Origin of the sequence: Streptomyces sp. NPDC053493 (assembly GCF_044544825.1) — a bacterium.
Taxonomy (GTDB): domain Bacteria; phylum Actinomycetota; class Actinomycetes; order Streptomycetales; family Streptomycetaceae; genus Streptomyces.
The window spans coordinates 236,468-258,377 of record NZ_JBITXS010000006.1 but is presented as its reverse complement, the minus strand read 5'-3'; the positions used below and the strand labels follow the sequence as shown (position 1 = coordinate 258,377).

Genomic DNA, 21,910 nt, shown 5'->3' with positions numbered 1-21,910 from the left:
GCCGGCCCTGGCCGGGGCGCCGCGGCCGGTCCTGCCGGCCTGGCGGGGCCGGCCCGCCTTGTCGGCCTTGCCGGTCCGGTCGGCCCGGTCGGTCCTGGCAGCCGTGCCGGTCCCGTCGGCCGTGTCGGCGGGGCCGGTCCGGTCGGCCTTCACGGCCCTCAGAACCACGAACTTCGGGTCGCTCGCGACCAGGTCGGCCCGGCCGAAGATCCGGCGCAGCGTGACGTGGTAGCCGAGGTGCCGGTTGCCGACCACCCACAGCTCCCCGCCGGGCCGCAGGGCCCGGCGGGCCTCGGTGAACATCCGGCGGGCGGTGCGGTCGGTGGTGGCCTGGTGGCTGTGGAACGGCGGGTTGTTGAGCACGAGGTCCACCGAACCCGCCGGCACGTCCGCGAGGCCGTCGCCGACGGCGAACCGGGCCTCGCGGTCCTCGCCCAGGTGTGTACGGAAGTTCTCCTCGGCGGAGGCGACGGCCTGGTAGGACTCGTCGGTGAAGAGCAGTTCGGCCTCGGGCTCCGCCAGGGCGACGGCGAGACCGACGACGCCGTTGCCGCAGCCGAGGTCGACCACCCGGGCGGGGCCGATGCCGGTCGGCAGGTGCTGGAGGAAGAAGCGGGTCCCGATGTCGAGCCGGTCGGCGCAGAACACGCCCGCCTGGTTGACGACGGTGCGGCCGGCCAGACCGGCGGGCGCGTCGGCGGGCAGCTCGTACCGGTGGGGCCAGGGGTTGGCCGGGGCCACGGTCCGCGGCTCGGGGACGGTGTGGACGAGCCGGGCCTTCTTCACGGCGAGCGAGGTGCGGGTGGGCCCGAGGATCCGCTCGAACAGGGTCAGGGTCGAGGTGTGGATCTCCTTGACCATGCCGGTCCCGACCACGACCGTGCCCGCGTGGACGGCGGGCGCGAGCCGGTGCAGCTGGTCCTCCAGGAGCGCGAGGCTCTTGGGGACGCGCACGAGCAGCACGTCGATCCGCTCGGGCGGCGGGTCCTGGGTGGTGAGCAGCCGTACGGCGTCGGAGCCGGCCCCGGAGCGGGCCAGGTTCTCGGCGGTGGCGCGGCGGCCGAGGTAGGAGTCGGAGATCTGGACCAGTTCGGCCGGGCCCGCGGCGGCGAGCGCGGTGACGAGGGCGCCCCAGCGGTCGCCGACGACGGCGACGGTCCCGGACAGGTCGGTGCCGGTCTCGGCGAGGTGGTGCAGCAGGTACTCGTCGGCCGCGTCCCAGGCACGCAGCTGGTCGCGCGGGTCGACCGGGAAACGGGTGAGCGGGAAGGTGCCCCATGACGTGGTCAGACGGTTCATCGTGCCCCCAGGCTAGCCGCTCCCGGCCCACCCGGGAGGACGCCCCGTGCCGCCCTCCGCCGTGGCGCCTTACGCCACCGCCGCCGCCAGCTGGAGGTGCCACAGGCCCGGGCGGCCGGTGAGCGTGACGGTGGACAGCGGCCGCACGTCGACGTTCCAGTAGGTGGCGGGCGGCGCCTTCAGCGCGTAGACGAGGGCGGCGCGGACGACGGCCGGCTCCGCGACGGCGACGATCGCGCCGTCGTCGGCGGGCCGGGTGTCGAGCCAGCCGCCGACCCGGGTGATGAAGGACAGCAGCGTCTCGCCGCCGTGCGGGGCGGTGCGCGGGTCGGTGAGCCAGGCGTCGACGGCGCCCGGTTCGAGGGCGGCGACCTCGGCGAGGGTGAGCCCGCGCCAGCGGCCCATGTCGCAGTCGCGCAGGGCCGGCTGGGCGAGCGGCGCGTAGCCGAGCGCGGTGCCGGTGGCACGGCTGCGGGGCGTCGGGGAGCAGTAGCGGAGCTCGGCCGCACCGAGCGGAATCAGCCGCGGCGCGGCGAGCTGCACCTCGTACCAGCCGGCCTCGTCGAGCGGCCGGTCGTCGTCGAAACGTTCGGCGAGCAGGGAGGAGCTGCGTGCCGCCGCGACGAGCGTGACCCGAAGACCCATGGCCGCGATCGTGAGGCCGGTGGCCCCGCAGGTCAAGGGGTCATTTCGCGGGTGGTACGAGGCGCTCGCTCACTGCTGTCCGAGTGCCATCCACTTGTCCGGATTCTGAAGTGGCGCGAAACCGACCTTCTCGTACAGGCCGTGCGCGTCGGCGGTGGCGAGCAGGACGCGGCGCAGCCCGTACCGCTCCAGGTGGTCGCGGACGGCGGTGACGAGGGCCGTGCCGAGGCCGGTGCCGCGCGCGGGCCGGTCGACGTAGACGTCGCAGAGCCAGGCGAAGGTGGCGTAGTCGGTGACGACCCGGGCGTAGGCGGCCATCTCGCCGGTCTCCCGGTCGTAGGCACCGAAGTTGAGCGAGCCGGCGACGGCCCGCTCCTGCTTCTCACGAGGTCGCCCCGTCGCCCAGTAGGAGTCGGTGGAGAGCCAGTGGTGGACGCGGGCGGCGTCGATGCGGTCCGGGTCGGCTGAGATCTCGTACGCCCCGTGCATGACAGGAGTCGTGTCGGTGGTGGGAAGGTTCATGGCGGCAGGCTGCCAGGGCCGGCGTCCCGTGTCAGGTGAATGTGCCCGGGGCGTGGGCCGGCCCGCCGGCCGGCCCACGCCCGCGGGAGGCCTCACCCGGCGATCTCGTCGACGGCCGTCCGTAGCCTGCGCACGCCCTCGACGATCTCCGCGGGCCCCGCGACACCCGCGAAACTCAGCCGGATGTGGCCGGCGGGCGGCTCGGCGCAGAAGTAGGGTCGGCCCGGCGCGGCGGCGACGCCGGCCCGCAGGGCGGCGGGCAGCAGCGCGGCCTCGGGCAGGGTGTCGGGCAGCCGGACCCACAGGTGGTAGCCGCCGGACGGGACGTGGGGCACGGCGAACTCGGGCAGATGGAGCGCGAGGGCGGCGGTCGCGGTGTCGCGGCGGTTCTTCAGCTCCTGGCTGACGGCCCGCAGGTGGCGGCTCCAGGCCGGGGAGCCGACGAGTTCGAGCGCGGTCTCCTGCAGCGGCCGTGGCACGAAGAAGCTGTCGACGACCTGGATGGCGCGCAGCCGCTCGAGGACCGGTCCGCGGGCGGCGAGCGCGCCCACCCGCAGGCTCGCCGAGGTGATCTTGGTGAGCGAGCAGACGTGCACGACGACGCCGTCGGGGTCGTCGGCGGCGAGCGTCGGCGGCAGCGGCGCGGAGTCCTCGTGGACCAGGCGCCGGGCGAAGTCGTCCTCGACGACGAAGGCGCCGGCGGCGCGGGCGATGGCGACGACGGCGGCCCGCCGCTCGGGGCACAGGGCGGCGCCCGTCGGGTTCTGGAAGAGCGGCTGGCAGACGACGACGCGGGCGCCGGTGGCGCGGAAGGCGGCTTCGAGGAGGTCGGGCCGGATGCCGTCGGCGTCGGTGGGGACGGGCACCGGCCGCAGTCCGGCCGCGCGGGCGACGGCGAGCATGCCGGGATAGGTGGGCGACTCGACGAGGACGGGAGTGCCGGGCGGGGCGAGGGCGCGCAGAGCGGTGGTGATGGCGGACTGGCCGCCGGCGGTGATGAGGATCTCGGCGGCGGTGACGCTGCCGCCGATCTCGCGGGCGAACCACTCGCGCAGCTCGGGCAGCCCGTCGGCGGGCGGCCGGCCCCAGGCGCCGGGACGGCGGCCGGCCCGGGCGAGCGCGGCGGCGAGGGCGCGCTCGGGCTGGAGGGAGGGATGGAGGTAGCCGCCGTTGAACTCGACGACGCCGGGCGGCGGCGCGGAGAGGGTGACGAGCACACCGGAGGCGTCGACGGCGCGGGGCACGAGTTCGGTGGCGGAGTCGGCGCTGAGGGCGAGCTCCTGCCAGGAGGTGTCGCCGGTGACGGGCGCGGTGGAGCGGGGCCGGGCCCGGTAGGCGCCGGCGCCGGGCCGGGTGACGACCAGGCCCTCGGCGGCGAGCTGGGCGAGGGCGCGGGTGACGGTCACCGGGGAGACGTGATGGCGTTCGACGAGCGCCCGGCTCGACGGCAGCTTCTCTCCTGGTGAGTAGCGGTTCAGCTCGGCCCTCAGACTGTTCGCCAGCTCAGCGACACTGCTACGCTCATGCATGACAGCACAGAATAGCGCTACTACACCGAACACGATAGCGGTCGCCCCCTCCACCGGTACGTCCACCGGTACCTCCGGCGCCTCCTCCGCGTCGGGCACCGCGAGCGCCGCGAGCGTCTCCACCACTCCGGATTCCGCCGCCGTCTCGGGTTCCGCCGCCGTCTCGGATTCCGCCGCCGCCCGTCCGGCCGCGAGCAGCGGCACGCTGCTGGCCGCGCTCGGCGTCGTCTCCTTCTCGCTGACCTTCCCCTCCACGGTGTGGGGCCTGGAGAGCTTCGGCCCCTGGTCGCTGGTCGCCGTCCGCTCGGTCCTCGCCGCGCTGATCGCGGGCGCCTTCCTGCTCGCCGGCCGGGTCCCGCTGCCGGAGCGGCGCCACTGGGCCGGTCTCGCGGTCGTCGGCGGCGGCGTGGTGGTCGGCTTCCCGCTGCTGACCACGCTGGCGCTGCAGACCTCCACCACCTCGCACGCCGCCGTCGTGGTCGGCCTGCTGCCGCTCACCACGGCGACGCTGGCCGCCATCCGCACCGGCCGGCGCCCGTCCCGTACGTTCTGGATCGCGGCCGTGTCCGGAGCCGTCGTCGTGCTCGCCTTCACCCTCCAGCAGAGCGGCGGCGCGCTGTCGACCGGCGACCTCTACCTCTTCGGCGCGCTGCTCGTGTGCGCCGCCGGGTACACCGAGGGCGGCCGGCTCGCCCGGCTCATGCCGGGCTGGCAGGTGATCGGCTGGGCGCTGGTCTTCTGCCTGCCGCTGATGGCGGCGGGCGCGGCCGTGGCCCTCGCGTACGAGCCGGTGCGCTTCACCGCGCACGGTGTCGTCGGCCTGGTCTGGGTCGCGGCGGGATCGACCTTCTTCGGCCTCTACGTCTGGTACCGCGGCATGGCCGTCATCGGCATCCCGCGCGCCAGCCAGCTCCAGCTCGCCCAGCCGCTGCTCACCCTGTTCTGGTCGGTGACCGTGCTCGGCGAGGACCTCGCGCCCGCCGCGCCGCTCGCGGCCGTGGGAGTGCTGGTCTGCATCGCGGTGACCCAGCGGGCGAAGAGCTGACGCCCACGTCACAATGGCAGACAGAGGCAGACGAAGACCCCGAGTAGGACAAGCCCGGCCGCGAGGAGGTCACCCGATGCAGGCGAGCGTGGGCGACAAACTGCTGGTGCACGGCCGGACCGTCGGTCAGCACGACCGTACGGCCGAGGTCCTTCAGGTACTGGGCGAGAACGGCACTCCCCCGTACCGCGTGAAGTTCGACGACGACGGTCACGAGGCCCTGATGTCGCCGGGCCCCGACACCGTCGTACGCCATCACCTGGAGACCGGGGGCGCGTGAGCCCCCGAGTCCCCCTGGCGGCGGGGCGGGCGCGCTAGCGGGCCCGGCCGGCGGCGACGTCGTCCTCGAGGACGGCGGTGAGCGCGCCCAGCGGGTCCTTGGCGACCTCCCGGGCGGCGAAGTAGCAGTGCCCGCCGACGTTCGCGTATCCGCGGGCCAGCTCCACGTGCCGGGCGAGTTCCCGCGTCTCCTGCCAGGCGGCGGGCTGGGCGGGATCGCCCACCTTGTAGAGGGCCTCGCCGAGGTAGAGCCGTACGCCGGTGCCCTGCACGACGCCGTTCCACCAGGGGACGAGCTTCGCGTAGTCGGTGCCCCGGAAGCCGATGCTCCAGTACAGCTGTGGCATCACGTAGTCGATCCAGCGCTCCTTGATCCAGCGTCGGGTGTCGGCGTACAGGTCGTCGTAGGTCTGCACGCCCGAGGAGGTGTCGGAGCCGGCCGGATCGGTGCCGGCGTTCCGCCAGACGCCGAAGGGACTGATGCCGAAGGCGACCGAGGGCCGGACCTCCTTGATCCCGGCCGCCATCTCGCGCACGAGCAGGTCGATGTTGTTCCGCCGCCACGCCGCCCGGCTCGCGAACCCGTCCCCGTACCGCCGGAAGGCGTCGTCGTCGTCGAGGACCTGCCCCGCGACCGGATACGGGTAGAAGTAGTCGTCCCAGTGCACGGCGTCGACGGGATAGCGGCGTACGGCGTCGAGCATGGCGTCCTGGACGTGGCGCCGCACCTCGGGCAGCCCCGGGTTGTAGAGCAGCCGCCCGTTGTAAGTGAGGGCCCACTCCGGATGCCGCCGCACGGGATGGCCCGGTGCGAGCCGGGAGGGGTCCGCGTGGCCGGCGACCCGGTACGGATTGCACCAGGCGTGCAGCTCCAGACCGCGCTCGTGCGCCTCGGCGACGGCCGTGCCGAGCGGGTCCCAGCCGGGATCGCGGCCCTGGACGCCGGTGAGGCACTGGGCCCAGGGCTCGTACGGGGAGGGCCACAGGGCGTCGGCGGAGGGCCGGATCTGGAGGACGACGGCGGTCATCCGGCGCCGGACGGCGAGGTCGAGCAGGGCGATCAGCTCGCCGCGCTGCTGGGCGGCGGTGAGGCCGGGACGGGACGGGAAGTCCCGGTTGGTGATCGTGGCGACCCACATGCCGCGGAAGGCGTCGGCCGGTGCCCTCTCGGCGGGCTCCGGCACGCCCGTACTCGTCTGCGGGCTCGTATGCGCGCTCGTGGTCGTGCTCGTGCCGGCGTGTGTGCTCGCGCTCGGCGCCGCACTGGTGTGCGTGCTCACGTTCGCGTCGTTCGTACGGAGGGCCAGCGGGGCCGTCGCCAGCCCCGCCACGAACCCTCTTCTCCCGATCGGTGGCATTTGTCTCCCCTCGCTATCGGATACGTCACAGCTCCTCGGGGAGCATGCCCGCTCCAGAACGATCGATCATCTGCTCCGTCAGGAGTAACGTCGTGGAGTCGAGGCGGACGCACCGGAATCACACGGGCCCGCCGCCAGCAGAGAGCGAAAGGCACGAGGTGACGGACTCCATGGCCGACATTGAGCGCGTCGGAGTGGTCGGCTGCGGCCAGATGGGCGCGGGCATCGCGGAGGTGTGCGCCCGCAGCGGCCTTGACGTGAAGGTCGCCGAGACCACCGGAGAGGCGCTGGAGATCGGCCGTACGCGGCTCTACAACTCGCTCGCCAAGGCCGCCGAACGCGGCAAGATCAGCGAGGAGGAGCGCGACGAGACGCTCGCGCGGCTGAGCTTCACCACCGACCTGGGCGAGTTCGCCGACCGCGACCTCGTGATCGAGGCGGTCGTGGAGAACGAGCAGGTCAAGACCGAGATCTTCCAGGTGCTCGACCAGGTGGTGACCCGGCCGGACGCCATCTTGGCCTCCAACACCTCCTCGATCCCGCTGGTGAAGCTGGCCGTGGCGACCTCGCGCCCGGACCAGGTCGTCGGCATCCACTTCTTCAACCCGGCTCCGGTGCAGAAGCTCGTCGAGCTGATCCCCGCCCTCACCACCTCCGAGGGCACGATCAGCCGGGCGCAGATCTTCGCCGAGAAGACCCTCGGCAAGCACGCGATCCGGGCGCAGGACCGTTCGGGCTTCGTGGTGAACGCGCTCCTCGTGCCGTATCTGCTCTCCGCGATCCGGATGTTCGAGTCGGGCATCGCGAGCCGCGAGGACATCGACAACGGCATGGAATTCGGCTGCGCCCACCCGATGGGCCCGCTGAAGCTCTCCGACCTGATCGGTCTCGACACGATCGCCTCGATCGCCGACTCGATGTACGCCGAGTACAAGGAGCCGCTGTACGCCGCTCCGCCGCTGCTCCAGCGCATGGTGGACGCGGGCCGACTCGGCCGGAAGACCGGCTCGGGCTTCTACCCGTACGCCTGAAAGACTTTTCTCCCCTGCCGCCGGACGGCCCGTACACCGCACAGGTACGGGCCGTCCGGCCTTTCCGCGCGCCGTTCGCGGCGTACGGCCGGGCGTCAGCCCAGCCGTCGGCCCAGCCGTCGGCCGAGCCGTCAGCCGAGCCGTCAGCCGAGCCGCAGGTGGTGCAGCATCAGCAGCCCGGCGGCCATGTTGGCGGCGGGCACCTCGCCCCGGGCGACCATGTCGGGGACGAGCTTGAGCGGGACCCACTCCAGGCGCGAGGACTCGAAGGCGTCCTGGGGCGGGCCGGTCCAGGTCGCCTCCTCGGCCCAGTAGAGGTGGTGGCGGGCGTCGGTGAGGCCGTTGGACGGCTCGACGGTGAGGAGCGGGCGCAGCGGCCCCGGGCGCCAGCCGGTCTCCTCCTCCATCTCGCGCGCGGCGGCGGCCTCGATCTCCTCGCCGTCCTCGACGACTCCGGCGGCCAGCTCCCAGCCCCAGCTGTCGGTGATGAAGCGGTGGCGCCAGAGCAGCAGCACCTCGTCGGCGTCGTTGACGGCGGTCGCGGCGGCGACCGGGCGGAGCCGGATCAGATAGTGGTCGAGACGGCGGCCGTCGGGGAGTTCGACGTCCGCGAGCTGGACCCGGAACCACGGGTTCTCATAGACGGCCTGTTCGCTTAATTTCGTCCACTGCACGTTTCTGCCACCTTCCGACTGGTCGGTGATTACTTGGTGGCAATATCGCAGCTACTACCAGGTCGCAAGGAATCGCTCACGGGGGCGCGTGACCGGCGCGCGGCCGCGGCGCGCGACACGGGCCCGCGCGCCGCCGCCGAGGGCGCCGCGGACCTCACCCGCCGCCGGTCGTCCCGCCGGTGGTCGTCCCGCCGGTGGTCCCGCAGCCGGTCGACCCGCCGCGTGTCGTCCCGCCGCCTTTCTCAGAGCGGTACGCGCAGGGCGGCGTCGATGAGGTCCACCGCCTCCCGTGCCTCCGCTCCTCCGCTCGCCAGCAGCTGCTCGCGCACCAGCCGCAGCCGGTCCCGCAGCCGCCGCGACTCCATCCCGCGCGCCCGCTCGGTCATCTCCACCGCCGTGCGCGCCGCCCGGTCCGGCTCTCCCTGCCGCAGCTCGATCTGGCAGAGCATGGCCAGCCGGTGCACCCGCCCGCGGTCGTGCGCCGGCGTCTCCACGGCCGCCGCCGCGTGCGCGCGGGCCGCCGTGAGTTCACCCAGGCTGAGCAAGGCCTCGGCGACCTGTACGTTGACGAGGCCGGGCTGGACGTATCCGGTCTCGGCCGGCTCGCTGCCCGGGCTGATCCGCTCCGCCTCGCTCTCCGCCCGGCGGATGCAGGCCAGCGCCGCCGCCCCGTCGCCGAGGTGCGCGTAGGCCTTCGCCTGCATCGCCGTCAGATCGGCGGCGAGCGCGGCCGTGATCTCCCGGCCCGCCGAGCGCAGCGCCGCCTCCGCGAACGCCACCGCCTGCCGGTACTCCCCCGTGAACAGCGACTGGTTGACGAGCAGCGCCACCACGTACGCGCCGAACCCGCGGTCGCCGCTCGCCTTGGCCAGCCGCAGCGCCTGGTGGAAGTAGCGCTGGGCGAGACCCTGGGCGTCGGAGTCGTACGCGCAGATCCCGGCCACCGCCACCAGGCCGCCGGTCGCCCGGTGCAGCCGCCGCCCGAGCGCGTCGCCGTAGGCGCCGCGGAGCAGCGGAGCGGTCTCGGTGTTGAGGAAGCCGACGATCCGGGCACGCGTCGCCAGGCCGCCGGCCTTGCGGTACATCTGCTCGTAGTGCGCGCGGGCGGCCGTCAGCATCGACACGTCGGCGGCCGACACCCGGGTCCGGCCGTCACGGGAGACGTCCACGTCCTCCGGCGGGTTCTCCCACTCCCACACCGGCATCACGGCCGGGGTACCGGTCACCGCCGGCGCGCCGTGGAGGTGCGGGCGCTGCTGCTCGTCGGAGCGCCACAGGGCGGTGGCCCGCTCGACGAAGCCGGAGAGCGGTGTGCCGGGCGCCGGAGGGCCGGCGCCGGGCACGCCGAGGCCGATGTCGTCGAGCGTGACGGCGCGGTGCAGCCGGCCGGCGAGCACCTCGCAGATCAGGTCAGGGACCTGTCCTCGCGGCCGCTGGCCCTTCAGCCACCGGGCGACGGCGGTGTGTTCGTAGCGCAGGGCGAGGCCGCGGGCGCGGCCGGCCTGGTTCACCCGGGAGGCGAGGCCGGCGTTGGAGATGCCCGCTTCGTCGAGGAGGGCGTCGAGGAGTGCGTTGGGCAGGGTGCGGGGAGGCGTGTGGGGCTGCATGGGACCGCTCCGGTGATTCGGTGCGCTCAGATTAGGGCCCGACAGGCCCTGGTAGCGGACGGTTTCGCACGGGGTGTGAATGAAGTGCTCGTTCTTCCCTTCCGCGCTCGCTGTCGAAGTCACCCCGTGACGGGTTGACTTGGGTCCCTCGCCGAAGGGCGAGGACCGGGCCGCCGGCTCCCCCTCGAACAGTGCGGCCGTCCGGTCCCGCGCCGCCCGTGCTGTTGATCTGCCCGACACTCCGTGGCAGCGCGGGCGGCGCCGGCCACCCGTCCTCCTTGTCCCACCGGTGCTCGTCACCGGTGCGGGGAGGGCGCGGGCCGGGTACGGCGCAGCCCGGGTTCGGCGGGCTGCGCCGGTACCCGCACCCGGTCGTTGCGTACGACGAGGAGGGCGACGTCGTCGGTGAGCCGGCCGCCCGTGTGGCGCAGCAGCGCGGTCTGGACGCGCCGCACGACCGCGGCCGGGGCCTCGCGGGCCGCCCCGGCGAGGACGGCGTCCAGCGGGAAGAACCGGCCGCGCCCGTCGCGGGCCTCCTCCGCGCCGTCGGTGTAGAGCACCAGCGTCTCGCCGGGCAGCAGCCGTGCGCGGTGCGGCACCAGGTCGGCGGGCAGCGGGAAGACGCCGAGCGGCGGCAGCGGTTCGCCGACGGGCACGGCCTCGACGCACCGGCCGAGACGGTACGGGCCGGGATGGCCGCAGTCGAGGACGTCCACGGTCCCGTCGGGGCGGATCTCCAGGAGCAGCAGGGTCACGAACTCCTCGGCCGCGGGATGCTCCGGCGCCCGCGCGGCCCGGGCCGGGTGCTCCTCGCGGGCCCGCTCGCACAGATGCCGGGCCAGCGCCCGCTCCAGTCTGCGCAGCACACCGGCGAGTTCGGCCTCGTCGTGGGCGGCCTCGCGGAAGCTGCCGAGCAGGGCCACCACCGCGCCGAGCGCGGCGAGCCCGTGCCCGCGCACGTCCCCGATCACGATCCGCACCCCGTACGGCGTGGCGGTCGCCTCGTACAGATCGCCGCCGACCACCGCCCCGCGCGACGCGGACAGCTGCCCCGCGGCGACCGCGAGCCCGTCGATCCGCGCCGGCGGCGGCCTCAGCAACACCTGCTGCGTGGCATCGGCCACGGCCCGTACCCGCGCCAACTCCCGTACGAGTCCCCGCCGCACCCCGAGCACCAGCCCGGCCCCGACCCCGAGGAACACGACGCTGGTGGCGACCCGCGCGGCGAGCCCCGGCTCGGCGGCCAGCGGACACCACACCTTCCAGGCGACGGCCGCCGCTCCCCACACACTCGGAGCGACCAGCGGAGCCGTCCGCCGCAGCCGGGAGCCTTCGGCAACCAATGACCTGTCACGGAACATCCACGGCCCTTCCCGAGGCCCGCCAGCGCCCGAAGACCCTGCGGCACACAGGCCCGCCCCTGTGGCCGCGTCGATTCTCGCGGCGCCACGGAACACCGGGGATCCTCCCCCGAAGATCTCACCCGAAGGAGTGAGCCGCCTCGCAGAGGTGAGTGAGCGCCGGGGCCCGGGCCTCGAGCCGCCGTCGCGGCGCGCCTCGGAACCGCCTCGAGGACATCGCCTCAGTTCAAGCCCAGGATCACGCCTCGCCCCAGGCCTTGCGCATGTGCTCCCTGGCCTCGGCCGGTGCCTCGGCGCGTTCGAACGTGTGCGGAGCAGACCGGTAGAGGCAGTCGATTCCGTAGCGGTGCAGCAGCCTGACGTCCGCGTCCTGCGGCTTGTCCGGGAAGAGGGCGCTGAGACGGTCCGCGGGAAGCGGGCTGTGCGGCGCGTAGTCGAGGAGTTGGGCGAGCGCTGCCCGGACGTAGCCGTGTTCACCACTGCTCTTGGCCTCGATGATCTCCGTACCCTCCGGGCCCGTGACATGGAGGTCGGTGATCCCGGACGGCGTACGCAGGCGCCGGACGTCGACCCCGCTCAGCGTCGCCCTGTACTCCTTGACAAGAAGTGCCTCGGTTCGGAGCACCTCTATCTCGCGTTCCTCGCGCCGGTAGGCGGCGCTGGAGGTATGGACGTTCTCGACGGGGACGATCCGGGTCCCGCCGGCGATGGCCGTCGCCACCGCCACGTCCCGGGCGTGCTTGCGCCTGGCCTCGGTGACTGTGGTGATGCCGAGTCCTTCGAGGACCTCGTCGGCCTTGGGTCCCTCGAGCACCCGCAGCCCCATGAAGTTGTCACCCACGTTGAAGCTCGGCAGGTCCCAGATCTCCTCGTAGGGAATGTCGGTGCGACGGAACGAAAGGAGGCTGTAGACGTTGTGCCAGCTCCCCTTGTCGGGGTCCGGCCGCCACATCGTGTCGGCGAAGAGAGCGTTCCTGAAGGTGACGCCGACCTCGCCTATGCCCCGTACGAGCTTCTTCCCCGTGAACAGCACGACGTCGCCGGTACGAAGTCGTGCCATGTTGCCGTCCTGGACGGCGGTCGCACCCCAGAATCGCGCCCTGCCCTCCGGATGGATCCGCTCCAGAGCTTCCCGCTCTCGCGCGGAGAGGGCGTCGGCGTACTTCCCGGTGGCGAAAGGCACTTCCTTGTCCAGGGTTTCCTTCCAGTGAAGGCGCGCGACGGAATTTCCGTAGGACGGCTGGATCGCTACGAGTGGCACGTGTTCTCCCCCTGCTCGAACACCGCATGGGAGGCCTCCGGTTCTCGAGGCCCCTCTGGGCTTCCCAGACTAAAGGGGCCCCGGCCCGGGCTGGTTGCCCGGGGCGGGGCCCCTGTCGTGTGGTGCGGCGGTGGCGTCAGGCGCCGCGCAGGACCGCGCCGGTGTGTTCCGCGGCCAGGGCGACCGCGGCGTCGCGGGCCGCGGTGGCCTCCTCGACCGTCAGGGTGCGGTCGGGGGCGCGGAAGCGGAGGGCGTAGGCCAGGGACTTCTTGCCCTCGCCGACCTGGTCGCCGGTGTAGACGTCGAACAGGCGGATCGACTCGAGGAGTTCACCCGCGCCACCGGCCAGGTAGTGCTCGACCGTGGCGGACGGGACCTCCTGGTCGACGACCAGGGCGACGTCCTGGGTAGCGACCGGGAAGGCGGAGATGCGCGGGGCCTTCAGGGGGCCCTCGCTCGCCCGCTCCAGGACGTCCAGGTCGAGCTCCATCGCGCAGGTGCGGGCCGGCAGGCCGAGCGCCTTGACCACGCGCGGGTGGAGTTCGCCGCCGTGGCCGGCCAGGGTCTTCACCCCGTCGATCACGACGTGGAACGCGGCGCAGCGGCCCGGGTGCCACGGCGCGTGCTGGTCGGCGTCGATCAGCAGCTCCACGCCGGCCTCGGCGGCCACCACGCGCGCCGCCTGGATCGCGTCCGCCCAGTCGGACGGGCGGCCCTTGCCCCACCAGCCGGCCTGCTCGCGCGCACCGGCGAGGACGACGGCCACGCGGCGCGGCTGCGCGGGCAGCACGGCGTTGACGCGGGCGATCTCCTCGTCGGACGGGCGGTGGTCGACGGGCAGCCGGGCGGCGACGCCCGGCCCGCCCTCGGTGGGCCGGAAGACCAGGCCGGTCTCGAAGAGCGCCAGGTCGTGGCTGCCGCGGCCGTCGTTGCGGCGCAGCGCGCCGAGCAGGCCCGGCAGCAGCGTCGTACGGAGGGCGGGCTCCTCGTCGGAGAGCGGGTTGACCAGCTTGACGACCCGGCGGCGGTCGTCGTCCGCGTCCAGGCCGAGCTGGTCGAAGACGTGCTCGCCGATGAAGGGGTAGTTCAGCGCCTCGACGTAGCCGGCGCCGGCCAGGGCGCGGCCCACCCGGCGGTGGACGCGCTGGCGCTCGGTCAGGCCGCGGCCGGCCGGGGGCTTGGGCAGCGTGGAGGGCAGGTTCTCGTAGCCCTCCAGCCGGATGACCTCTTCGGCCAGGTCGTTCGGCACGTAGAGGTCGGGCCGCCAGGACGGGACGGTGACGACGAGCTCGTCCTGCCCGTAGACGTCACAGCCGATCTCCTGGAGGCGGCGGACGACGGTCTCGCGGCCGTAGTCGACGCCCGCGACCTTGTCCGGGTGGTTCGCCGGCATGGTGATCGTGTGCGGCGCGGACGGCGCGACGACCTCGGTGACGCCGGCCTCCGCCGTGCCGCCCGCGAGCAGCACGAGCAGGTCGACGGTGCGCTGCGCGGCCGCGGCGGCGGCCTGCGGGTCGACACCGCGCTCGAAGCGCCTGGACGCCTCGGAGGGCAGCTTGTGGCGGCGGGCCGTGCGCGCGATGGAGATCGCGTCGAAGTGCGCGGCCTCGATGACGACCTCGGTGGTGGCGCCCTCGGTGTCCGTGTGGTCGGCGATCTCCGTGTGGGCGCCGCCCATGACGCCCGCGATGCCGATCGGCCCGCGGTTGTCGGTGATGACCAGGTCGCCGGAGTCGAGGACCCGCGCGGTGCCGTCGAGCGTGGTGATCTTCTCGCCGGCGGCGGCCCGGCGGACCCCGATGGGCCCGTCGAGACGGCTGCGGTCGTAGGCGTGCAGCGGCTGGCCGAGCTCGAGCATCACGTAGTTGGTGATGTCGACGGCGAGCGAGATCGGGCGCATGCCGGCCTTCTGGAGGCGGCGCTTCAGCCAGATCGGCGACCGGGCCTCGGGGTCGAGACCGACGACCGTGCGGGCGGTGAAGCGGTCGCAGCCGATCGGGTCGGCGATCTGGACCGGGTAGCCGTACGCGTTGGGCGCGGGCACGTCGAGCAGCGCCGGGTCGCGCAGCGGCAGGCCGTAGGCGATGGCGGTCTCGCGGGCGACGCCGCGCATCGACAGGCAGTAGCCGCGGTCCGGGGTGACGGCGATGTCGAGGACCTCGTCGTACAGCTCCAGGAGGGCGGTGGCGTCGGTGCCGACCTCGTGCTCCGGCGGCAGCACGATGATGCCGTGCGTGCCGTCGTCGCCCATGCCGAGCTCGTCGCCCGAGCAGATCATGCCGCGCGAGACCCGGCCGTACGTCTTGCGCTCGGCGATCCGGAAGTCACCGGGCAGCACGGCGCCGGGCAGGGCCACGACGACCTTGTCGCCCTCGGCGAAGTTGCGGGCGCCGCAGATGATCTCCTGGGGCTCGCCGGTGCCGTTGGCCTGGCCGACGTCGACGGTGCAGAAGCGGATGGGCTTCTTGAACTCCGTCAGCTCCTCGATGGTGAGGACCTTGCCGACCACCAGCGGGCCGGTGAGGCCCGCGCCGAGCTGCTCGACGGTCTCGACCTCGAGTCCTGCCGAAATGAGCTTGGCCTGCACGTCGCGGCCGGTCTCCGTCACCGGCAGGTCGACGTACTCCCGCAGCCAAGAAAGCGGGACCCGCATCAGATCTCCATCCCGAACGGCCGGGTGAACCGGACGTCACCCTCGACCATGTCTCGCATGTCTTCGACGTTGTGGCGGAACATCAGCATCCGCTCGATGCCGAACCCGAAGGCGAATCCGCTGTACTTCTCGGGGTCCACACCGCAGGCGACGAGCACCTTCGGGTTGACCATGCCGCAGCCGCCGAGCTCGATCCAGCCCTCGCTGCCACAGGTGCGGCACGGGCGGTCGGGGTTGCCGACGGACTCGCCGCGGCAGACGTAGCAGAGCATGTCCATCTCGGCGGACGGCTCGGTGAAGGGGAAGAAGTTCGGGCGGAGCCGGGTCTTCATGTCCGCCCCGAAGAGCGCCTGGACCATGTGGTCGAGGGTGCCCTTCAGGTCGGCCATCGTCAGGCCCTCGTCGACGGCCAGCAGCTCGATCTGGTGGAAGACCGGCGTGTGGGTGGCGTCGAGCTCGTCGGTGCGGTAGACGCGGCCGGGGCACACCACGTAGACCGGGGGCTCCCGGTCGATGAGGGTGCGGGCCTGGACCGGCGAGGTGTGCGTGCGGAGCACGACACCGGACTCGTCGCCGCTCGTCGCGGTGCCCTCGACGGTGCCCTGGACGAAGAAGGTGTCCTGCATCTGGCGCGCCGGGTGGTCCGGCACGAAGTTGAGGGCGTCGAAGTTGAACCACTCGGCCTCGACCTCGGGGCCCTCGGCGACCTCGTAGCCCATGGAGACGAAGACGTCGGCGACGCGCTCCATCAGCGTGGTCAGCGGGTGGCGGGCGCCGGCCGGGACCCGGTCGTACGGCAGGGTGACGTCGACGGCCTCCTCGACGAGGACGCGCGCGTCGCGGTCGGCCTCCAGCTCGGCCTGGCGGGCGGCCAGCGCCTTGGAGACGGCGCCGCGGGCCTGGCCCACGAGCTTGCCGGCGGCGGCCTTGGCCTGCGGCGGCAGGGCGCCGATCTCGCGGTTGGCGAGCGCCAGCGGCGAGGTGCCGCCGGTGTGCGCGGTCTTCGCGTGGGCGAGCGCGTCGAGGTCGCCTGCGGCGGCGAAGGCGGCGAGCGCCTCGTCCCGCATGCGCTCGATCTCTTCCGGTTTCAAGGCCTCGACCTCGACCGGGTCGTACGACTTATTGGGTGCCGACATCTCTTCCCGTGCTTCCGTTGGCTGGCTGGGCGGCCCCGCTCGACGTCAAGGGCGCAAACGTGCCAAAGGACGAGTCTAACGGGGTGGTGGGACGCGAATGAGCCCGTGGGCGGCCGGGGCGGCTCCGGATCTCGTACGGTCTCGTCTGGTGAGACGGCCGCGGAGAGGAGCGGGAGGCCCGGCGGAGCCTCGGCGGACCTCAGAGGAGGTGGGCCGGGGTGCCGACGGGCAGGATAAATCGGAACTCGGCCCCGCCACGGGGACCGCGTCCGACGGTGATCGTGCCGCCGTGGGCCTCGACGACGCCCTTGACGATGTAGAGGCCGAGACCGGTGCCGCCGCGCTTGCTGCCCCGCCAGAAGCGGGTGAAGACGCGGCCCATGGACTCCTCGGGGATGCCGGGGCCCTCGTCGCTCACGGTGACCTCCGTCCCCTTCTCTCCGTCGGTGGTGCACGTGGTGGGTGCCACCTCGATGGTGACGGTTCCCTCGCCGTGGCGCACCGCATTTTCCAGCAGGTTGCCGAGGATCTGGTCGATCTTGTCGGGGTCGGCCCACAGCTCGGGCAGGTCGGGCCGTACGCGGACGAAGAACCGGTCCGGGGACTGACCGCCGGTGGTGTGGGCGTGGACGTGGCGGCCGACGGCGGCGGCGATGTCGACGGGCTGGCGGCGCACCTCCAGCCGGCCGGAGTCGATCCGCGAGATGTCGAGGAGCTCGGCGATGAGCCGTTTGATGCGGCCGGCGTCGGCGTCGACGGTCTCCAGCATGAGCCGCTTCTGGTCGTCGGTGAACCGCTCCCACTTGTCGAGGAGGGTGGCGGTGAAGCCCTTGACGGAGGTGAGCGGCGAGCGGAGCTCGTGGGCGACGGTGGCGATGAGCTCGGCGTGGCTGCGTTCGGTGCGCCGCCGGGCCTCGGTGCCGCGCAGCGACACGACGACCCGCCGGACGGGACCGGTGGGACGCGTGCGGACGTAGCGGGCGGACACGAGGACCTCGCGGCCGCCGGGCAGCAGCAGATTGCGCTCGGGCTGGCCGCGGCGGGTGGCGAGGCCGCCGTACGGGTCGGTGAGCGGCCACCAGCGGCGGCCCTTGAGGTCCTCGAGCGGCAGCGCCTGGTCGAGCGGCCGGCCGAGGGCGGCGTCGCCGGGGACGGCGGTGATGCGGCTGGCGGCGGCGTTGAAGCAGACGACCCGCCCGGTCTCGTCGGCGACGACCAGACCGTCGGGCAGGTCGTCGGGATCGATGCCGAGGCCGAGGCCGAGCTCGTACGGGGCGGCCGGCGCCGCTGCGGGCGGCTCGGGCGCGGCAGGCTCCGGTGCGGCGGGCGGCGGTGGTTCGGGCGCGCGCGGCACGGGGCTCCGTGCCTCCGCGACCTGCGCGGCTTCCGCGGGACTGCCCGTGCCGACCGTCATCCCCGTAATCCCACCCCTCCGTCAACCGCAGTGGGCCCCGAGTGCGTCACCCTACAGCGCTCAGGCGGTGTCGCGCGGGCGCTGGGGCCGTTGGGCGCGCGCGGACGCGTACAGGCACACGGCCGCGGCGGTCGCGAGGTTGAGGCTCTCGGCCTTGCCGTGGATCGGGACGCGCACGACGGCGTCGGCGAGGGCCCGGGTCTCCTCGGGCAGGCCCCAGGCCTCGTTGCCGAAGACCCAGGCGGTGGGCCCGCCCATGGTGCCCGCGTCCAGCTCGTCGTCGAGGTCGTCCTCGCCCGCGCCGTCGGCGGCCAGGATGCGCACACCGGCGCCCTTGAGGCCCGCGACGGCCTGCTCGACCGGGACGCCGACGGCGACCGGGAGGTGGAAGAGGGAGCCGACGGAGGCGCGCACGGACTTCGGGTTGTAGAGGTCCACGGACGCGTCGGTGAGGATCACGGCGTCGGCGCCGGCCGCGTCGGCGCAGCGCAGCACGGTGCCGGCGTTTCCGGGGTCGCGGACGTGGGCGAGGACGGCGACCAGCTTGGGCCGGGCGGCGATGATCTCCTCGAAGGGCGAGTCGAGGAAGCGGCAGACGCCGACCAGGCCCTGCGGCGTGACGGTCTGCGAGACCTCGGCGAGGACGGCGTCGGAGGCGAGGTGGACGCGGGCCCCGGCGGCGCGCGCGGCCTCGACGATCACGGCGTAGCGCTCGGCGGCCTCGACGGTGGTGAAGAGCTCGACGAGGGTGGGCTCTCCGCCGCTGCCGCGGTGCTCGACGGCCTCACGGACGGCCTGCGGGCCCTCGGCGATGAAGAGGCGGTCCTTGCCCCGGAAGTTGCGCTTGGCGAGCCGCCGGGCGGCGACGACGCGCGGGGAACGCGGGGAGATCAGCTCGGGGGTGGACATGTGCCTGCGGCTCTCTGACTCGACTCGGCTCGGCTCGGGAACGTACGACGGCGTGCGGCGAAAGGGGCGGTCAACGCGCCGGACCCGCAGGCGCGGGGCCTGCGGGTCCGGGCAGAAGTACTGCGGCCTGGAAGATCAGGCGGCGGCCTTCGGGGCGTTGACGTCGGCCGGGAGGGCCTTCTGCGCGACCTCGACCAGCGCGGCGAACGCGCCCGCGTCGTTGACGGCCAGCTCGGCCAGGATCTTGCGGTCCACCTCGATGTTGGCGGCCTTCAGACCCTGGATGAGGCGGTTGTACGTCATGCCGTTCAGGCGGGCAGCGGCGTTGATGCGCTGGATCCACAGCTGACGGAAGTCGCCCTTGCGCTTCTTGCGGTCGTTGTAGTTGTAGACCAGCGAGTGGGTGACCTGCTCCTTGGCCTTGCGGTACAGGCGCGAGCGCTGACCGCGGTAGCCGGAGGCCTGCTCGAGGATCGCCCGGCGCTTCTTGTGGGCGTTGACTGCCCGCTTGACGCGTGCCACTTCTTAACTCCTTGTAGCGGGGTCGCGGTGGTCCTCACACGACCCGGAAAACGGATGGGTCCCGGTCTGTGCCGGATGCCCTCGTCGCCGAGGGCGGGAGATCAGATCAGATGCCCAGCATCTTCTTGATCTTGGCGGAGTCACCCGGGGCCATCTCGGCGTTGCCCGTGAGGCGACGCGTCAGCTTGGACGACTTGTGCTCGAGCAGGTGGCGCTTGCCGGCGCGCTCGCGCAGGATCTTGCCGGAGCCGGTGACCTTGAAGCGCTTCTTGGCACCGGAGTGCGTCTTGTTCTTCGGCATAGCGCCGTTATCTCCTCGTCAGTGGCGCTCCCCCGGTGCGGGGACCGGACAACCGGGAGCGTCAATTCTTCGATTGGTGGTTCCGGGGCGGAACCCTGGGGCTGCCGGGCCGGCAGCCCCGCGGGATCACGCCTCGGGGTTCTCGGCCGACGTGTCGGCCGAAGCCTGCTCGACCGGGGCCTCCTCGGCGGCGGGCTCCGGGGCCTGGGCCGCGTCGGACGAACCGCCCTGGCGCTCGGCCTTGCGCGCGGCCTGGGCCTCGCGAGCCTCGGCCATGGCCTCGGTCTTCTTCTTGTGCGGACCGAGAACCATGATCATGTTCCGGCCGTCCTGCTTCGGGTTCGACTCGATGAAGCCAAGCTCCTGAACGTCCTCCGCGAGGCGCTGCAGCAGCCGGTAGCCGAGCTCGGGCCGGGACTGCTCACGACCACGGAACATGATCGTGATCTTGACCTTGTCGCCCTGCTTGAGGAACCGGACGACGTGACCCTTCTTGGTGTCGTAGTCGTGCGGGTCGATCTTCGGCCGGAGCTTCATCTCCTTGATGACCGTGTGCGCCTGGTTCTTGCGCGCCTCACGGGCCTTCATGGCCGACTCGTACTTGAACTTCCCGTAGTCCATGAGCTTGCACACGGGCGGACGGGCGTTCGCCGCGACCTCAACCAGATCGAGGTCGTACTCCTGCGCGAGCTCCAGGGCCTTGGCAAGGGGGACGATGCCCACCTGCTCGCCGCTGGGGCCGACAAGACGCACCTCGGGAACGCGAATCCGCTCGTTGATGCGGGGCTCGGCGCTGATGGATCCTCCTCGGTAGCACCACGCGACCGCCTGGCGGACGGACACGTTCACGGTAAGACTGTTGAGACCAACCGAGCCGGCACACGAAAAATGCCCCGGACGGGACACAGGCGGGGCTCCATGGAAAACCGGAGCACCGCCGCGGCCAGCCGCGGGGCGCACATCGGACGGCTCCATCGTCCGTACGGAACGATGGTCGCCGTCTGACCGGTGACCCGCCGCCCGTGAGGGCGGTCAGGTGGGAAGTCGGAGCCTCCACTTGTGGGCCGGGCACGCAGGTGTCCGGCCGGTCGTTACACAAGGTTAGCAGGACCCGCCGGTCGGCGCGAACCGTACGTCCGCTTATCGTGTGAGACATGAGCGAGACGCCCCGGCACGAGTCCTCCGACTCCGCCGCCACCCAGGAAACCCCCGACTTCGAGGCCATGACCCGCGACATCGCCGAGGTCCCGGCCGTCGAGGTGATCGTGACGGTCGCCGTCAACCTGATGAGCGCCGCCGCGGTGAAGCTCGGGCTCACCGAGGAGGGCGACGAGCACAAGGACCTCGACGAGGCCCGCAAGCTGATCCACGCGCTGGCCGGCCTGCTCGACGCCGGCGTGACGGAGATCTCCTCCTTCCACGCGGCGCCGCTGCGGGACGGACTGAAGTCCCTGCAGCTGGCCTTCCGCGAGGCCTCCTTCGTCCCGGACGAGCCGGGCCAGGGCCCGGGCGAGAAGTACACGGGAGCGGTGTACGGCTAGGAGCCGGGCACCTGGACGGCCAGGAGCCGCCCTCGGCCCGTGAGGGCCGCGGGGGTACGGCTCGGGCCGTGCGTCAGTTCTTTACGTAGAAGGGCTCGCCGGGAGGCGTCGCCGAGGCCGGCAGGAGTGCCAGGTCGAGGCCGCGCACCAGGCGGGCCCTCAGTGTTTCGTCGGCGGCGAGGCGGCGGGCCACGCGCTGGGCGGCCTCCGCCGGGGCGGCGTCCTCGGCGAGGACCAGGGCCAGCGTGCCGTCGGCGGCGCCACGGCCCAGGTGGGCGCGCAGGACCTCCGGCTCGGCGGCGACCGCGGCCCGGACCGCGTCCCGTACCGCCGGGTCGTCGAGCGGATCCGTACTGCTGCGGCCTTCGGCGAGGGCGAGCAGCGCCGGGCCGGTGACCTGGTACGGCACCGGGCCCGCCAGGTCGAGCACCAGCGTGTCGGCCTTCTCGTGGGCGAGGGCCGCGAGCGCCTGGTGCAGCGGCACGGCGACCGGCCGGGCGGCCGGGTCCCACAGCGCGAGCGAGGCGGTCGAGGTGAAGGCCGGCAGCGCACGCCGGTCGCCGGCGGTCAGCGTGGGCACCGCCATGTCACTGGTCTTCTCCTGGCGCAGTCCCGTCTCCGGATCCACCTCGACCTCGCCGAGCACGGCCACGACGGGCACGAGCAGCCGGGCGTCCCGCAGGGCCGCGAGGACGGGGCCGTGGGCGGTTCTGTCCTGCGACCACGCAGCGAGGGCCGCGGCCAGCCGCGGGTCGGCGGTGCCGTCGTCGTCGGAGAAACCGGGATCGGGAATGTTCTTGAGCGCCACCCTCCGAGCCTAACG

General features: G+C 73.2%; 20 protein-coding genes and 1 pseudogene. 4 read left to right on the top strand and 17 right to left on the bottom strand.

Going from position 1 to position 21,910, the window contains the following annotated elements; all coding sequences use genetic code 11:
- Window positions 1-147: 147 nt before the first annotated feature.
- From ACIGO8_RS19735 to ACIGO8_RS19720, 4 genes and pseudogenes are all read right to left on the bottom strand, one after another.
- A pseudogene (locus tag ACIGO8_RS19735) lies at window positions 148-1,299 on the bottom strand (methyltransferase); the annotation flags it as partial.
- 69 nt (window positions 1,300-1,368) lie between these two features.
- The gene (locus tag ACIGO8_RS19730) at window positions 1,369-1,944 is read right to left on the bottom strand and encodes a histidine phosphatase family protein (protein WP_399731913.1); all 576 of its coding nucleotides are present in this window, start codon (window positions 1,942-1,944) and stop codon (window positions 1,369-1,371) included.
- A 69-nt stretch (window positions 1,945-2,013) separates the two neighbouring features.
- Window positions 2,014-2,466: a GNAT family N-acetyltransferase gene (locus ACIGO8_RS19725; RefSeq protein WP_399731910.1), complete on the bottom strand. Its 453-nt coding sequence runs from the start codon at window positions 2,464-2,466 to the stop codon at window positions 2,014-2,016.
- Between the two features lie 92 nt (window positions 2,467-2,558).
- The gene (locus tag ACIGO8_RS19720) at window positions 2,559-3,995 is read right to left on the bottom strand and encodes a PLP-dependent aminotransferase family protein (protein ID WP_399731907.1); all 1,437 of its coding nucleotides are present in this window, start codon (window positions 3,993-3,995) and stop codon (window positions 2,559-2,561) included.
- Here ACIGO8_RS19720 and ACIGO8_RS19715 point away from each other — a divergent pair.
- Entirely contained in the window at window positions 3,994-5,040 is a 1,047-nt protein-coding gene (locus ACIGO8_RS19715) for a DMT family transporter (protein ID WP_399731905.1), read from the top strand. The genes ACIGO8_RS19720 and ACIGO8_RS19715 overlap by 2 nt on opposite strands.
- A 76-nt stretch (window positions 5,041-5,116) precedes the next feature.
- The gene (locus tag ACIGO8_RS19710) at window positions 5,117-5,320 is read left to right on the top strand and encodes a DUF1918 domain-containing protein (RefSeq protein WP_399731902.1); all 204 of its coding nucleotides are present in this window, start codon (window positions 5,117-5,119) and stop codon (window positions 5,318-5,320) included.
- Between the two features lie 34 nt (window positions 5,321-5,354).
- Here ACIGO8_RS19710 and ACIGO8_RS19705 read toward each other — a convergent pair whose 3' ends face one another.
- Entirely contained in the window at window positions 5,355-6,458 is a 1,104-nt protein-coding gene (locus ACIGO8_RS19705; protein ID WP_399732436.1) for a glycoside hydrolase family 10 protein, read from the bottom strand.
- A 389-nt stretch (window positions 6,459-6,847) separates the two neighbouring features.
- On the opposite strand from ACIGO8_RS19705, the gene ACIGO8_RS19700 reads away from it, so the two are divergent.
- Entirely contained in the window at window positions 6,848-7,708 is an 861-nt protein-coding gene (locus tag ACIGO8_RS19700; protein WP_399731899.1) for a 3-hydroxybutyryl-CoA dehydrogenase, read from the top strand.
- Between the two features lie 143 nt (window positions 7,709-7,851).
- Here the strand turns inward: ACIGO8_RS19700 and ACIGO8_RS19695 are convergent, their stop codons facing one another.
- The 11 genes from ACIGO8_RS19695 to infC form a co-directional block, all read right to left on the bottom strand.
- Window positions 7,852-8,382 (bottom strand): NUDIX domain-containing protein, encoded by a 531-nt coding sequence (locus tag ACIGO8_RS19695; protein WP_399731896.1) that lies wholly within the window; start codon window positions 8,380-8,382, stop codon window positions 7,852-7,854.
- Window positions 8,383-8,624: 242 nt separating this feature from the next.
- The gene (locus ACIGO8_RS19690; protein ID WP_399731893.1) at window positions 8,625-9,989 is read right to left on the bottom strand and encodes a transcriptional regulator; all 1,365 of its coding nucleotides are present in this window, start codon (window positions 9,987-9,989) and stop codon (window positions 8,625-8,627) included.
- Between the two features lie 296 nt (window positions 9,990-10,285).
- A complete protein-coding gene (locus ACIGO8_RS19685) occupies window positions 10,286-11,350 on the bottom strand; it encodes a PP2C family protein-serine/threonine phosphatase (protein ID WP_399731890.1) in 1,065 nt (354 codons plus the stop codon).
- Between the two features lie 238 nt (window positions 11,351-11,588).
- Window positions 11,589-12,611: a hypothetical protein gene (locus tag ACIGO8_RS19680; protein ID WP_399731887.1), complete on the bottom strand. Its 1,023-nt coding sequence runs from the start codon at window positions 12,609-12,611 to the stop codon at window positions 11,589-11,591.
- Window positions 12,612-12,747: 136 nt separating this feature from the next.
- A complete protein-coding gene (pheT, locus tag ACIGO8_RS19675; RefSeq protein WP_399731884.1) occupies window positions 12,748-15,264 on the bottom strand; it encodes a phenylalanine--tRNA ligase subunit beta in 2,517 nt (838 codons plus the stop codon).
- A complete protein-coding gene (gene pheS, locus ACIGO8_RS19670) occupies window positions 15,264-16,400 on the bottom strand; it encodes a phenylalanine--tRNA ligase subunit alpha (RefSeq protein ID WP_399731881.1) in 1,137 nt (378 codons plus the stop codon). Before pheS ends, pheT begins: the two co-directional genes overlap by 1 nt.
- A gap of 199 nt (window positions 16,401-16,599) precedes the next feature.
- Window positions 16,600-17,814, bottom strand: a complete 1,215-nt coding sequence (locus ACIGO8_RS19665; RefSeq protein WP_399731878.1) for an ATP-binding protein — start codon at window positions 17,812-17,814, stop codon at window positions 16,600-16,602.
- Window positions 17,815-17,874: 60 nt separating this feature from the next.
- Window positions 17,875-18,723, bottom strand: coding sequence for a TrmH family RNA methyltransferase (locus tag ACIGO8_RS19660; protein ID WP_399731875.1), 849 nt, complete (start codon window positions 18,721-18,723; stop codon window positions 17,875-17,877).
- 135 nt (window positions 18,724-18,858) lie between these two features.
- Complete coding sequence (gene rplT / locus ACIGO8_RS19655) at window positions 18,859-19,245, bottom strand: 50S ribosomal protein L20 (RefSeq protein ID WP_345282361.1); 387 nt, start codon at window positions 19,243-19,245, stop codon at window positions 18,859-18,861.
- Window positions 19,246-19,351: 106 nt separating this feature from the next.
- Complete coding sequence (gene rpmI / locus ACIGO8_RS19650) at window positions 19,352-19,546, bottom strand: 50S ribosomal protein L35 (protein WP_041128339.1); 195 nt, start codon at window positions 19,544-19,546, stop codon at window positions 19,352-19,354.
- Between the two features lie 126 nt (window positions 19,547-19,672).
- Window positions 19,673-20,389 carry a translation initiation factor IF-3 gene (gene infC / locus ACIGO8_RS19645; RefSeq protein ID WP_399732433.1) on the bottom strand — a complete coding sequence of 239 codons (717 nt, stop codon included), beginning with the start codon at window positions 20,387-20,389 and terminating at the stop codon, window positions 19,673-19,675.
- A 311-nt stretch (window positions 20,390-20,700) separates the two neighbouring features.
- Here infC and ACIGO8_RS19640 point away from each other — a divergent pair, with 311 nt between their 5' ends.
- The gene (locus ACIGO8_RS19640) at window positions 20,701-21,087 is read left to right on the top strand and encodes a DUF1844 domain-containing protein (protein WP_399731872.1); all 387 of its coding nucleotides are present in this window, start codon (window positions 20,701-20,703) and stop codon (window positions 21,085-21,087) included.
- A gap of 73 nt (window positions 21,088-21,160) precedes the next feature.
- On the opposite strand, the gene ACIGO8_RS19635 is transcribed toward ACIGO8_RS19640, so the two are convergent.
- Window positions 21,161-21,895 carry an SseB family protein gene (locus ACIGO8_RS19635; RefSeq protein ID WP_399731869.1) on the bottom strand — a complete coding sequence of 245 codons (735 nt, stop codon included), beginning with the start codon at window positions 21,893-21,895 and terminating at the stop codon, window positions 21,161-21,163.
- Between the last annotated feature and the right edge of the window lie 15 nt (window positions 21,896-21,910).